Raw genomic sequence first — 14708 nt, 5'->3', positions numbered from 1 at the left:
GCGTTTACAAAAATATGCTTTTCATATTTATTTAGTGTTTTTTGAATATTTTTATTGTATTTGAATTAAATTCTAGGGAATAATCTGAATGAGTCATCTCTGTACCGGCGGTATTCAGGAAGATGATGGTACCCGGAAGTTTCTCTAGTGTATTGAGGTCAAAGCTATGATCTGAAACCAAAAGGATATCGATACTCTTATGGATATCAGAAATAGTATTGATGTAATGCAGTTTTCTTCTTTTTACAAGATACGTTTGCATAGCGGTTTGCCTTCTTTCTTCATTCCTGATGAATGAAAAAATTCTTCTTTCTGCCTGGTAAAGAGTCAGCAATATATCTTTTTGTCCGAAATCATCGGCCATATGCAGAATAGTGGCATCTTTAGGAATATGTTTGTTTAATTCGAAATAAACAGATTTGTTGGCATTAAAATCATCCCTGACTTCCTTTACCACTTCATGATCCTTAAATAAATAGCTAAAGAATAATTTTTTCTTAAAGTAATTTTCATCTTCCAGTTCACTTCTCAGCCCTGCAAATTTCTGTCTGAAATAAGCATTGATTTTTTTCGTTCTTTCGGAATAGTTTTGTCCAAAACTTAAATCCTCTTTGCGAATTCTTTCTCCTACTTTCACCGTGATGCTTCCGTCGTAAATAATAAAATCCCCTTTTGGCAGTACTTCAGAATTTCCGTGAATATATAGTGGTAGAATATCCAATCCAAATTGTTCAGCCAAATAAAATGCTCCTTTGTGGAATCTTTTTACATCATTCGTATAAGAACGTTCGGCTTCCGGGAAAACAACCAGAGAATATCCCTGATCAATTTTTTCTTTCAGCTTTTCTATACCATTCTCTATTCCCTGCGACACAGGATAAAAGCCCAAAGCCCTTACCAGTTTTCCAAAAACAGGAGACTCATACACCCAGTCATTGACCAAATATATAATCTTATGGGTAGCCATAGAGATTGCCAGGGTATCCAGAAATGAAGTGTGATTGGCAATGATCACGGCAGGTTTACTAAAATCTTCTGACGGATTTCTTATTACTCTTTTTCGTACAAAAGGAGTAGTATAAAGTACTGATGTTAAAAATTTAGCTAAAATTAATTTAATGATATCTAAAGTTTTCCCTTTCGATCTTTTGACAAACAGGCTTCCGATCAGCGAAAAAATAAATCCACCCAGTCCATAATAAAAGAAGCAAATAACAGATCTAATGAATAGTCGGAAGGTAACAGGCGATAAACCTTTCTTTGCCCTGTTTGTGATCAGTAATCTAAACCAGAAAGGATATAGGGTAGAGGTAATGATAATGACAGAAAACATCCCGATCAGGGCAACCAATGCTAATGAATGTAAAGCAGGATGTTTGGCGAAAATCAAGGAACCGATAGACAATATCGTTGTGAAAACAGCCAGAATAATTGAGGTTCTGTACGTGGGAAGTTCATTTTTCCCGGTCGTATGTTCCTTTTGCATAGCTTTGGTAAGGAATATGCTGAAGTCATCTCCCACTCCGAAAACCAGGGTACAGACTACGGTACTGAAAATATTTAATTCCAGTCCGAGGAAATACAGGATTCCGGCCGTTACCACACCCGTGAGAACAATGGGAAACATGGTAAGAACGGTAAGTTCAAAATTCCTGAAAAAAACAATAATGGTCAATACGATAGCCAAAAGGGAATAATTAATCAGGGTACTGAAATCTCTCTTCAGAAGCCCCAAAAAGTTTTCATTCATCTGTTGGCGGTCGATGGCCAGTGCATCATGATTCTTTTCAACATCCCTTATGAAAGCATCTCTTTTCTTTTCATCTACTTTTACCACATTGGTGACTGTATAAAATCCCTTTTCATGGCTCAGAAACTCGGAGATCTGTAATGCTTTTACTTTCTCATAGTCCTTAAGATTTAAGGCTGTATAATTTTTATTTAAAACTTCATTGAAATTGTCAAAAGCACTGCTGTTGAACCCAAATTGAGTACCGCTGTTCATCAGTTCTGAAACAGTTCTGCTTTTTTTACCGGCATCCCAGAATTGATTCCATACCTCAATTCTTTGTTTCTGATCTTTTTCAGACAGGACAACGTTTCCGAGTGAACTGTAGCTAAGGATCTTTCCTTCTTCCTTCTCTTTCTCCAGGAAATTACTCAGACGGGAATTTCTTGTCAGTGCCTCTTCTTCCGAATTTCCGTAAGAAATGGTATAAATAGATTTTGAAGTGATGTCAGAAAGCTTCTGCAGTTTTGCTTCACTTATTTTTAATTCTTTCGGAATAAAATTAAGAGCGCCTATATCTTCATTGAATCCCACATGCCTGAAACCAAAAATACAGGCAATGATAATGACCGAACAGCCAATAATCAGAGGTTTGTTTTTTTCATACGGGTAAGATCCTATCCTGTCAATAAAATTGGTGTTGTGATGCTCTTCCTTCTGCTTTGGCTTGTAAAGTTGAGGCACGATGATTAATGCGGTAACGGACGATAAAATAACAGTAATAGCAGCGAAAAGGCCAAGATCCTTCAAAGCTTCAGAGCGGACAAATACCAGACACAGAAAAGATACGGCAGTCGTGGCGCTGCTCAGCACGATGGGTTGTGTAATTTCTTTATAAAGCTCTTCTATATTATTGTTATGCTTATAATGCGTAAGAATATGCAAAGCATAATCAATCGTAATTCCGATAAGGATAGCTCCCACGCTTAGAGAAATAGCAGAGATTTTATCTTTGATAAAATAAAGGATAAGGAGAGCCAGTAAAACTGAAAATACAGTCGGGAGGAATACAATAATAGGGGTGAAAAAGTTTCTGAAATAATAAATCAGCAGGACTAGGAGAACGGTCATGGAGATCATAACTGTGTTTTGGATGTCCTTTTTGATCTGCTGTGCATTGGCTACTGCAATAACGGGTGAACCGAAATAACTGAGTTCCGTTTTTCCTTTGAACTGTGTATTGATATGGTCTTTAATCTGATTGAGCTGGTTAATAAAGGCTTCATTACCTTTAGTATCATTACTCTTCTTTTTAGGATCAATGAAAAGGAGAAGGTTTTTGCCGTCCTTCGTGACAATATAACTGTCTTCAAGCTTAAAGTCTTTGCTGATATTTAAAGCATTTAATTTTTTGATTCCTAAGTAGGTAATTCCCAGCGGATCTTTTTTGATGAAATCTTTCATCACAAGGCTCGTTGGCGAAACCAGTGAAACATAATTATTCTCTACCTGTTTTGAAATGCTGTCTTTTTGAAGTTTACGTTCAATTTCCTTATAATCGTTTTCATCAAGAAAAAGAGGGAGATTCTGGTTGACAAAATCAAAGGTTTCTGAGATCTCACTGTCATTCACCTTTCCCTGTACGGAACCAATGTGTTTTTTAAGAGGCTCTATCTTTTGCAAAAAAGTATCGGCTGTTTCAGAAAGAAGAAAGCTCTCTTCATCGGATTTATTTTCAATAATCACAATGATCTTATCAGAAAAATTGAGTTGTTGAAGAACTTTGGCTGTAAGATCTGATTTTTCATTCTTAGGGATGATCTGGTTGATATCCTCTTCAAAATTAATTTTTGAAGCAAAAAATCCGCATAATAAGGCTATTCCTAAAGCAATAATTGCAGAAATAATCCTGTTTTTAGAGATCAGATAATATAAAAATATAAAAAAACGATGCATTACATTGTGAAATCAAGTCTGCAAATTTAATTTTTTCGGTAGTAGTTCAAAACATTTATCTTATAAGTTTTGTCTGAAAATCAACAAAATATTCTAGGCAGAATAAAAAAATAATCTACTTTTGCAAAAGTTCCCTCTCAAAAATATATTTTAAATCAATATTATTATTAAAGAAATAAGAATCTGTTTTAGATATGTTGAAAAAAAATGATGAAAAAATAAACGGATTTCTATGGACCATAGTATTCCCTTTTCCACTGTATGCGATACCTTATTACAGGTCTGGATCTTCTCTGTGCAGATTGCAACAGTTTAAAAAAATAGTAGACTAGCATGAGTATATTACACCCCTATTTTATAGTTGCGATCGCCTACATGTTTTTTTTCAGTGTACAGGAAGTTTTTGGAAAAAAAGTAGATAAAAAATGGTTTTGGTTTTTAGGAATCTACCTTATTCTATTGGTTGGTTTCAGAGATAATGTAGGGCCGGATTACGGAAGTTATCGGGGGCTGTACATTTATTCTGATACGAAAAGTTACACCAGTATATTTATGAAGATGCTTCATATGGAAGGCCCGGAGCAGCTCGATGTAGAATGGCTGTACACCTTGATTAATAAAATATTGTTAGGAGTTTTCAATGCTCCTTTTTATGTCCTTACTTTGGTGATGGCTATCTGTGCTATTTTCTTTAAGATAGAGTATACTGAAGACAATACTTTTTATCCTTTTACTTTCACTTTGTTCATGTTTGTTCCCTATTTTTTTGTAGGAGAAAGTGGGCAGATCAGACAGAATCTGGGAACATTTATTGTTTACTTTGCGATACGGTATATCAAACAGCGGAAACTTTGGCATTATCTCTTCTTTATATTCATCGCATCCGGGATCCATACCGTGAGTTATTTGTTTCTTCCTATGTATTGGCTGGCCCGTATTCCTTTAAGCAAAGCAGCAATGCTGATTCTGATCATCATCTCGATATTTCTTTCGCCCTTTGAGGTATACAGGGTTTTCGGAGATTTTTTAAATGGCATGGCCTCGGATAATGTTTTGGTGGCAGGTTTGAATGGCTACATGGAAGAGTCTGTTGAAAGACTGAATGGTGGCTTCGGAATTCCTGAGGCGATGATGATGATTCTAACCTTCTTCCTTTTTGTTTTCGATAACAAAATGAAAGAGTTATACCCCTATTATGAATATCATAGATGCTACGCCGTTATCGGGATATGCTTTTATTTTATATTCAGAAACAATCCGGTTTTCTCCTCCAGACTTGTTGGTGCATTTATTGGGTTTTCGTACGTGCTGATTCCTAATACAATGTACGTAGTATCAAGTGGCGTCAAAAAAATGATTTACGCGTTTATCATTGCACTTGTTATTTTTAATTTTGTCGTTTTCTCTTCTTTTAATAATATAAAAATTGGAAGATTTACCATTGAACTTTATAGAAATCATATTCTTCCTTAAGAAACTATTTATTCTTTATATAATTTAAAAGACAGCTTTTTGGCTGTCTTTTTTTTGTTTTGGAAATTCTTTGTTTAAAGATTATTTGAAAAAAGCCATCCGCTTATTAGTGTTTAGTTAGAGATTTATTTATATGTATATAATGATTTATTAATGATTTATTCATGATATAATTAATATCTTTGTAAAATAAAATCAATGATATTTATATTATCAATTTTTTATTGACAATAAGGGTTTGAAAATTGTATTTCTAAGTAATAGCACACAAGTTCAAGAATATGAAAAATTTAGTTAAAAATTTTGCGGCAATTTTTTGCTTAGTGTCGATGGGTACCTATTCGATGAATAGTAGGGGATTAAATGAAATTCCGACTTCATCCAGATTTGCAGAGAGAGCAATGTTGAGGAGTGATACTTTAGTTAGTCCAAATAGCAGAGTAGAGGTAGTCCCGGATTGGACCAAAGCTCCTAATAGTTATGTTTTTGACCCCATCCAAAGCGGTGAAGGTCTTCTGGTCCCGGTAAGAAAAGCTTACGCTATGTGGAAGGAAGATAAATACATCAAGGACGGCGGAATTCCAGCCGGCCCGGTAACAGCAGATGTGTTGTGGGAAGATACCCATGGATTGATTAAATCAGGGCCCGGCTACTCGCTGGAGATTATGGATTCTGATCAGAATGCCAAAATAAAAGTTCCAATCAATAAAACCAAAAAGGGAAATGCTGTTATTGTTATGAGAGTCAATAACGAGATCTATTGGAGCTGGCATATCTGGGTGACGGATGATCCTACTAAAGGATCTGTTTATAAAAGTTTTGACAGTATCACAAGAATGAAAACAGATGGGACGGTTGAGCCAATTCCTGATTCCGATTGGCAGTGGATGGACCGTAATCTGGGAGCTTTAAGCAATTCCATTACTTCTTCGGACTGGAACAGAAGCATTGGACTCCTTTATCAATGGGGTAGAAAAGATCCTATTCCACCTTTGGTAACAAGAGGAAATGACTTTTATGAGGTGTCCGGATCGGTAGGGAGAGTAAGGCATAGGGGAGCGAAAAATTTTAACGGTGCCGTAAGTATTGATAATCTGACAAGATTTGTTTCCCTTGCAAATGCCGAAATAGGGAATAATATGAGGATTTCAGTAAAGAATCCCCTGAGCCTAATCTATGTGAATAAAGATGACAACAGTGGACAGGCATATTACAACAACAACCTGAATCTTCCTGTCAACTGGTTTGGCCGTTCAGCTAATCTTCCGGATAACAGGCTGTCAGAACTTAATCTTTGGTCCGACAATTCTGTGGGGACCATCAGCACAGGGTACAATAATGATAGTCAGGCCCGGCCTTACAGAGACAAATCCCCTTACGATCCATGCCCAAACGGATGGAGAATACCATCCATGCTTGTGGCCAATTTAGGCTCACAGTCCTACATTGATGATATAAGGATCGATTTTTCTCCTTTCGGTGTCAGAACCAACATGGCTAAAAATGTTTTCGAAACAAATAAATACCATATTATAAAACCAAATGATACAGGAACTCCCGCATTCATGACGGGATTTCGTATCTATCCGAACCTGGGATTCGATCTTTCGAATGTAGGAGGAAATAATATGGGTATTTTTCCAGGAACAGGACAGTTGATCCGAAATGCCCATCTGGGACAGTACACCGATCAACACCATACTGCCTTATGGACCGCGACGATGGCCCGACACTTTGATGCTTCTCCGGCTGTAAGTGTCAGAGGGCTTTATATGATTCCGGACAAAGGGCAGCCCGATATTCCGGATCCTAATTATCCTGCTATCAAAGGTAGATATTTTTATATGCCGATGTCAGGAATGTATACATCCGAAGCCAATGGATGCCGGTGTATTAAAGATCCGCTTTATATTGTAGACCGCTATGATTTTCCTTCTGAATATCTTGCTCCTCCTATGGAATACAGAGAGGGAATGTACAATCCCAATACGTATCAGTCTATTAAAAATACACAGCCTTACACCATACAAATTCCTGTAAGTAAAGCGTTTTCGGTACAGAGTCAACTTTTAAATAATCAGGAAATACTTAATCCTTCAAGTTTTAATAATCTAAAAGCAAATGTACTATGGACCACCAATACAGTTTTAATAAACAGAATTTCAGTCGTTAATCCTTCTCCTTCATCACTCCAGGCTATTGGTGATACCAAAATTTCAGTTGAGATCACGCCGAACCAAAGTGGGAATGCTGTAGTAACACTCCATAATGGGAGTATTGCTTCCCCGGTATACTGGAGCTGGCATATCTGGATAACAGATTCTTCGATTGGATCCTTTACTTATACAACTGAAGCTCCGGTAGCGGATGCTGTAAATTATGTGAACTATGTAAGTAAAGCTGATGTTGTACTCCAGACAGAATTTATGGACAGGAACCTGGGAGCAGTAGAAACATTTCCTATGGTGGCCAATGCACTTACCCCTACAACTGCAGAACTGGCAAAAATAAGAGCTTCCACAGGACTCCACTACCAATGGGGAAGAAAAGATCCGATTCCTACATTTCAATATGCCGATAATAAGGCTTCTTTTAATGTGTTTTTAGGATCCGCAACAGACAGTGGAACGATTGCATACAGCACCCTTACGCCGGCTATCTACAATAATATGTCAGGGAGTTATATTGTTCCTTACAATGCCTATGCAGCTGCTTCGAATGTGCAGATTGCAGACAGACCGGCAGATAAAATTGCCAAAGTATTGTCCTATTCAGTAAAAAATCCTCTGGTATATATGATTCCCAGTTCTTTTGCTCCATATAACAGTACAATACCTAATTATACCAATGGAACGGACTGGCTGGCCGATGAGCCTAATCTTGCTCCTGACAGATGGGGGCGAGGAGGGGAAAAATCACCTTTTGATCCTTGTCCTGAAGGATGGAGAATTCCGGATATTACAACTGCAGCGTTAATATCTAATCAGGATTTTGGACAGTCGCCCTGGTATAAAAAAGATAAAAATGTAGCTACTTTTTATAGTGTGTCGGCAGACTATTCAGGGTTTAGGGTAAGAAATCCTTCAACGACTTCTACGATAGGTTATATGTTTGTAGGTCCGTCATATATCGTTGGGAATTTTCCGGACTCAGGATCTCGCGGGTTCAGAAGTGTTCTTGCCAATCAATCTCCACAGGGAACTTTTAATACGGTTAACTTTCAGTATCCGGGGGTGTGGACAGGAGCGTTGGCAGCGAACTATCTGGGAAGATCAATCAATGTCCTATTTGATGCAGCAGCTACAGCCAACCGTTTTATCGCTTTCAATGATAATAATGATCCGTATCTGGGAACAAGCTGCCGATGTGTGAGAGTGAAATATGATGCCGGAGGAAATGAAGCAGGCCCGATTCCGGAGTTGCAGGTTGCCGTATTGGCTTCAGGTAAACAGGCTGAGATCCTAAGCAGTGCGGAGGTAAAAGAAAAAGTAGTTCAAAATAGTATTTCTTTCTTTCCAAACCCTGTAAAAGATGTTCTTCATATCAATGCGCCGGAAGAAAATGGTTATTACTATCAGGTGTATAATATGTCAGGGCAAATTGTGAAGAAAGGGAAGTTTGAAAACGGAAAAACAGATCTTTCCACTCTTACTTCAGGAATCTATTTAATAAGAATTAATGATTCTGAAAAGATGGTGAAAATAATCAAACAATAGAATTAAAAAATCAAAAGCAGAGCAGAATAGGAAACCCTATTCTGCTTTTTTATGGCTTCTATATGTTTTACATCTATAATAATTGATGAAAAATTCTATATGATCTATTTTATTGAAGCTGAATTTTACCCTAAACCGTACGCTCTAAAGGACTTGATATCCTTAAAAAGGCCCTTGGGAACGCATCTTAAACGCATCTAAATATCAAATTAAAACGTTTTAACAAAAAGTATATAATAAAAAAGCTTTACTTTTGCAAAAAATTTTTTTAGAATGTCGAAAAATTTAGTAATCGTAGAGTCCCCGGCAAAAGCAAAAACTATTCAGAAATATTTAGGGAAGGATTTCGAAGTAAAATCAAGTTTCGGACACATCCGTGATCTTCCAAAAAAAGGAATGGGAATAGACCTTGCCACATTCAGTCCTGATTACGAAGTTTCGGCTGATAAAAAGAAACTGGTAACAGAATTAAAGGCAGCGGTAAAGAAAGCCGAAATGGTATGGCTCGCTTCCGATGAGGACCGCGAAGGTGAAGCTATTGCATGGCACCTTGCCGATGAATTGAAATTAAAGCCTGAAAACAGAAAAAGAATTGTTTTCCACGAGATTACTAAAAATGCCATTCTAAAAGCTATTGAAAATCCCAGAGATATTGACCAAAATTTAGTGAATGCCCAACAGGCAAGAAGAGTTTTGGACAGGATTGTAGGTTTTGAAATGTCTCCGGTTCTTTGGAAAAAAGTAAAACCGGGCCTTTCTGCAGGAAGGGTACAGTCTGTAGCCGTAAGATTAATTGTAGAAAGAGAAAAGGAAATTCGCGAGTTTATCCCGAAAGCAAGTTTTAAGCTGGACGGAATCTTTTTAAACAAAACCGAGCAGGAAATTTCGGCTAAACTTAAAAAAGACTTCGAAAAAGAAGAAGAAGCAGAGAAATTCCTTGAAAAAGCAAAAACTACAGAATTTAAAGTTCTGAATGTTGAAACAAGACCGGGAACACGTTCAGCATCTGCACCATTCACCACATCCACACTACAGCAGGAAGCCTCTTCAAGATTAGGATATAATGTGACCAATACCATGCGTCTTGCACAAAGATTGTATGAAGAAGGATACATTACCTACATGAGAACAGACTCTGTGAACCTTTCGCAGGAAGCTATTGAAGGCGCTAAAAAACAGATCACTTCAGAATACGGAGCTGAATATTCTTCCCCAAGAAACTATACCACAAAATCTGCTTCTGCGCAGGAAGCTCACGAAGCAATTCGTCCCACTGATTTTGCCGTAAAAAGTGTAAGTGATGTACAATTAAACAGATTATACCAATTAATATATAAAAGAACACTGGCTTCACAGATGGCTAATGCTAAAATTGAGAAGACCGTGATTGAAATAGGAAATGCATCATTACCCCAGCATTTTGAAGCACAGGGTGAGGTAATCATTTTCGATGGTTTCTTGAAGGCTTATGGGATCGTAAAGACAGATGAAGAGGATGAAGAAAATAATGAAAAACTTTTACCTAAAGTAAGTGTAGGCGAAATTCTAAGCTATAAAAAGATCACAGCTTCAGAGAAATTTACAAGACCTAGCGCAAGATATACGGAAGCAGGATTGGTGAAGAAGCTGGAAGAATTAGGAATTGGACGACCGTCTACCTATGCGCCGACGATCCAGACCATTCAGAACAGAGAATATGTAGATAAAAGAGAGATTGATCCTCACACCCGTGAAGTCGTCAAAATGTCTCTGATAAAAGATAAGATCAAAAAAGAAGTTCTTGAAGAAAAATTCGGGGGCGATAAAAATAAATTTGTACCTACAGATATCGGTGAAGTCGTTAATGATTTCCTGACCGATAATTTCAAAGAAATTCTGGACTACGGATTTACAGCAAGAGTAGAAGAAAGTTTTGACGAAATTGCCAACGGAGATCAGAAGTGGAAAGAAATGATGACCAATTTCTATTCAAAATTCCATCCAAGAATTGAAGATGTAGAAGAAAATGCAGACAGAGCGAATGGGGACAGACTGCTTGGAGTAGATCCTAAAACCGGTAAAAATGTTCACGCAAGAATCGGAAGGTTCGGAGCGATGATTCAGATTGGTGAAACTGAAGATGAAGAAAAACCTATTTTTGCTTCATTGATGACCGGACAGAATATTGCGACCATCTCTTTAGCTGAAGCACTGGAGCTTTTCAAATTACCATTTGAACTTAATGAATTTGAAGGGCAGGGCGTTTCAGTAGGAGTAGGAAGATTTGGACCTTATGTCAAATGGGGCGAAACATTTATCAGCATTCCTAAAGGCGAAGATCCTCTTTCTGTAAGCCAGGCGCGGGCAGAAGAGATCATCAACGAAAAGAAGAGAGCAGATGCACCCATCGCTACTTATAAAGGAGATCCGGTAACTAAAGGAACAGGAAGATTCGGACCGTTCATCAAATATAAAGACCTCTTCATTAATGTTCCGAAGAAATATAATTTCGACAATCTTTCACAAAGCGATATCAATGAGCTGATTGATGCCAAGCTGGAAAAAGAAGCCAACCGATACATCCAGCAATGGGAAAAAGAGAAAATCTCTATTGAAAACGGAAGATGGGGTCCTTTTGTTAAATTTGGAAAAGCAATGTTCAAGATTCCGAAGAAAAAAGATGATACAAAGTACGAGGCTGAAGAGCTAAAGGAGGTGTCTCTGGATGAGGTGAAAAAATGGATCACGGATCAGGATAAAAATGCCTTTGCAGAGAAAAAGAAGCCGGCCGCCAAGAAACCTGCTGCTAAAAAAACAACGGCTGCCAAAAAACCAGCTGCCAAAAAGAAGTAATATCAGAATCAATATACAAAGCCGTTGACAGGAGTGTTGACGGCTTTTTTATGCACAAAAAACGACAGGGTAGATGAACTTGCTCCGGTTTTTTTGTATGTTTGTTCGATAAAGCAATTAATACATTAACTTATTCTCAAGTTTTCAGATTATAATATGGATTTTGAAGATTTTATCATTTCACCACGAAATTTCAAAGCAGAAAGCTGGCAGATAGGCAGCCGGATCACGAAGGATATCAAAGAAGACAGCATTGTTCTTCTCTTTGTTTCGGATTACAGAGGAGCGGGAGGCGATGCGGAAGTGCAGGATTTCACAGCCGTAAGAAAAGAATTTTATAAACTTTCACAATTGGATTTTGAAATTCCTGTAGTAGATCTCGGAGATCTGGTTTCCGGAAAATCTGTTCAGGACTCCCATTATATTCTTCAGGAGGTTTTGTCGGCTTGTCATAATAAAAGAGCCATTCCTGTTATTATCGGAGGATCCAATGATTTTGCTTTCTCCCTATTTTCAACATTGAATTTTCATAAGAAAAATATCAATTATACCCAGATCAGCAATATTATTTCCCTGCAGCAGGGGGAAGCTATCAATGAATATACTTTTTTAGGAAAGATATTGGGATCTAAAAATTTTTCCATTAAAAACTATCACCATTTAGGATATCAAAAACATTTGAATGAGGCGGATTCAATAAGGCTTATCAAAGAAGTTGAATTTGATATCATACGCCTTGCCGAAATGATGAATTCTACGGAAAAGACAGAACCTTTTTTCAGAAAAACAGATTTGGTAACACTAAATTGTGACGCTATTGAAAGTTTCAGCGAACCTTTCTCTATGAATCCTCAGGTCAATGGCCTGAACAGAAGAGAAATCTGTGCCTACATGAAAGAAATAGGATTGAGCGAAAATTTAAAGTCTGTAGGAATTTTTAATTATAATATTTATTCAGAAAATCAGCTGAATCATCAGTTAATGGCACAAATGATCTGGTATCTGATCGAAGGAATTAATATCCAGCGCTCACATCCCCGAGAAAGACATTATGAGCTGTTCTATGTCTTGATTGATGAAGATCAGTATGCTTTCAAGAGAGATACCTTCAGTAATTTATGGTATTTTGGAGATGACGATAATATAGAAAACTGTATTCCGTGTTCCAGAAAAGATTTTGAAGACGCAAAAAGAGGAACGCTTAATCCCAGGCTGACCTTTTAAGTATACACAAGATGAAAAAAAAAATAGTATTAAGTATTGTTCTGTTGAGCGGAGTGTTCTGTGTCATCTATTTCTGGAATAAATACTCCTATGCCCCGGAGGAAGAATATTTTCCTTCAGACACAAAACCGGAAACGGGTTTACAGATTGGTATTATTGGAGATAGCTGGGTTGTCCGGCAGAATCTTGATTCTCTTCTGGAAAAAAAGCTTCTGGATAAAGGAATTCAGACGGAGATTTATTCATCCGGGAATCCTGGCGCTAAAACCAAAAGGATCTATGAAAACCTTTTCAAGGAGAATGTAGAAGAATTCTCTTCCAGAAAGGTAATCGAAAAAAAACCGGATTACTGCATTGTGATTGCCGGTGTCAACGATGCTGCAACCCATGTCGGCCCCGATTTTTATGCTCATCACATGATGATGATCATTAAAACATTACTGCATTATAATATCAAACCGGTGGTGGTCTCTCTTCCTGAATTTGGAATTGAAGAAAACTTTAAGAATAAGAATATAATAAGCAGCCTCAGCAATAAAAGTGCGGAATTATTTTTAAATGGAGGTGCTGAATTTAAGATACAAGAGTATAGAAAGGCGCTACTTGAAAATGTAAAGCATAATGGACTGGATAAAAAAGTAGTCATCTTAAATTTCGATGAAGTGACCGTTAATTTTGATAAAGACCGGAATTTATACGCAGATCCGCTTCATTTAAATAAACAGGGATATCAAAAGTTCAGTGAATTTTTAGCCAAAGGGATTGTTAATTTAGCAGATAAGAGATGATGGTTTCAATTATAGTTCCCGTATATAATGTAGAGAATTATCTTGCTAAATGTCTGGATTCTCTGGTTAATCAAAGTCTTCAGACGATTGAAATTATCGTTGTAGATGATGGGAGTAAAGATGGCTCCGGATTGATTATAGAAGAATATGCCCGGAATTTTCCGGATAAGATAAAAGCTTTTAGCAAAGAAAATGGAGGTTTAAGCGATGCCCGGAATTTTGGGCTGGAAAAAGCATCAGGAAAATATATCGGTTTTGTGGATAGTGACGATTATGTGACTGAAAAGATGTTTGCAGAAATGATGCAGCTGGCGGAAAAGCATGAAGCCAAAATGGTGATCTGTAATATTCAGAAAGTGGATCAAAATGGAAAAGTCACTCAAAAGCTGACCCAGATTCCCAACATGCCTGAAAGAATAGAGCTGGATAATCATTTTTCCGTTTTTTCAGATCTTAGCTATTTTGCATGCAATAAACTGTTTAATAGAGAGCTTTTTGCTCATAAAAGATTCAAAGCGGGAGTGCACTTTGAAGATATCCAGCTGATCCCACAACTTCTTTTGGAATGTAAAGTGTTGGCTCAGACGCAGAGTTTTCATTATCAGTATCTGGAACGGACAGATTCTATTACAAAAACACATACAGAAAAGGGGCTCGATATCCTGAAAGCTGTACAAGATGTAGAATCCGTGTTTGAAGGATCAGAATATTCCTATAAAAGGAAAGAATTGAAAAACTTTCAGATTTTTGAAGGCGTGTATTCTTTTCTGGCTTATGTAGCTTTTGTAAAGAATGAAGAAATTTTCAATAAAATGGTTCATGAGCTCACTATTTTCAGGAAGGAAAGAAAAATAAAAATTCAAGATATATTGAGCTATAGTCGTTTTGGTAAGAATTATCTTTTATCTTTGCCGTTGAAAAAAAAGATTTTTTATCTGTTATTTTTTGCAGGACAAAAAAAATTGATAAGAAGAATGTTATAACACAAAT

General features: G+C 37.1%; 7 protein-coding genes. 6 read left to right on the top strand and 1 reads right to left on the bottom strand.

Features of this window, described 5'->3' with window-relative positions; all coding sequences use genetic code 11:
- Positions 1-31: 31 nt before the first annotated feature.
- Entirely contained in the window at positions 32-3685 is a 3654-nt protein-coding gene (locus BUC06_RS19575) for an MMPL family transporter (RefSeq protein WP_073335688.1), read from the bottom strand.
- Positions 3686-4018: 333 nt separating this feature from the next.
- Here BUC06_RS19575 and BUC06_RS19570 point away from each other — a divergent pair, with 333 nt between their 5' ends.
- The 6 genes from BUC06_RS19570 to BUC06_RS19545 all read left to right on the top strand — a co-directional run bounded on the left by BUC06_RS19570 (position 4019) and on the right by BUC06_RS19545 (position 14701).
- Positions 4019-5158, top strand: coding sequence for an EpsG family protein (locus tag BUC06_RS19570; RefSeq protein ID WP_073335687.1), 1140 nt, complete (start codon positions 4019-4021; stop codon positions 5156-5158).
- Between the two features lie 281 nt (positions 5159-5439).
- Positions 5440-8874: a T9SS type A sorting domain-containing protein gene (locus BUC06_RS19565; RefSeq protein ID WP_083564138.1), complete on the top strand. Its 3435-nt coding sequence runs from the start codon at positions 5440-5442 to the stop codon at positions 8872-8874.
- Positions 8875-9147: 273 nt separating this feature from the next.
- Positions 9148-11706 (top strand): type I DNA topoisomerase, encoded by a 2559-nt coding sequence (topA, locus tag BUC06_RS19560; protein WP_073335686.1) that lies wholly within the window; start codon positions 9148-9150, stop codon positions 11704-11706.
- Between the two features lie 156 nt (positions 11707-11862).
- Entirely contained in the window at positions 11863-12930 is a 1068-nt protein-coding gene (locus BUC06_RS19555) for a formimidoylglutamase (protein ID WP_073335685.1), read from the top strand.
- A gap of 11 nt (positions 12931-12941) precedes the next feature.
- The gene (locus BUC06_RS19550) at positions 12942-13718 is read left to right on the top strand and encodes an SGNH/GDSL hydrolase family protein (RefSeq protein ID WP_073335684.1); all 777 of its coding nucleotides are present in this window, start codon (positions 12942-12944) and stop codon (positions 13716-13718) included.
- A complete protein-coding gene (locus tag BUC06_RS19545) occupies positions 13715-14701 on the top strand; it encodes a glycosyltransferase family 2 protein (RefSeq protein WP_073335683.1) in 987 nt (328 codons plus the stop codon). The genes BUC06_RS19550 and BUC06_RS19545 overlap by 4 nt, the downstream gene beginning before the upstream one ends.
- The last annotated feature ends 7 nt before the right edge of the window (positions 14702-14708 follow it).

This window comes from Chryseobacterium carnipullorum (assembly GCF_900142785.1).
GTDB classification, from domain to species: domain Bacteria; phylum Bacteroidota; class Bacteroidia; order Flavobacteriales; family Weeksellaceae; genus Chryseobacterium; species Chryseobacterium carnipullorum.
The sequence above is the reverse complement of the archived record's forward strand: the minus strand, read 5'-3'. Positions and strand labels throughout refer to the sequence as shown.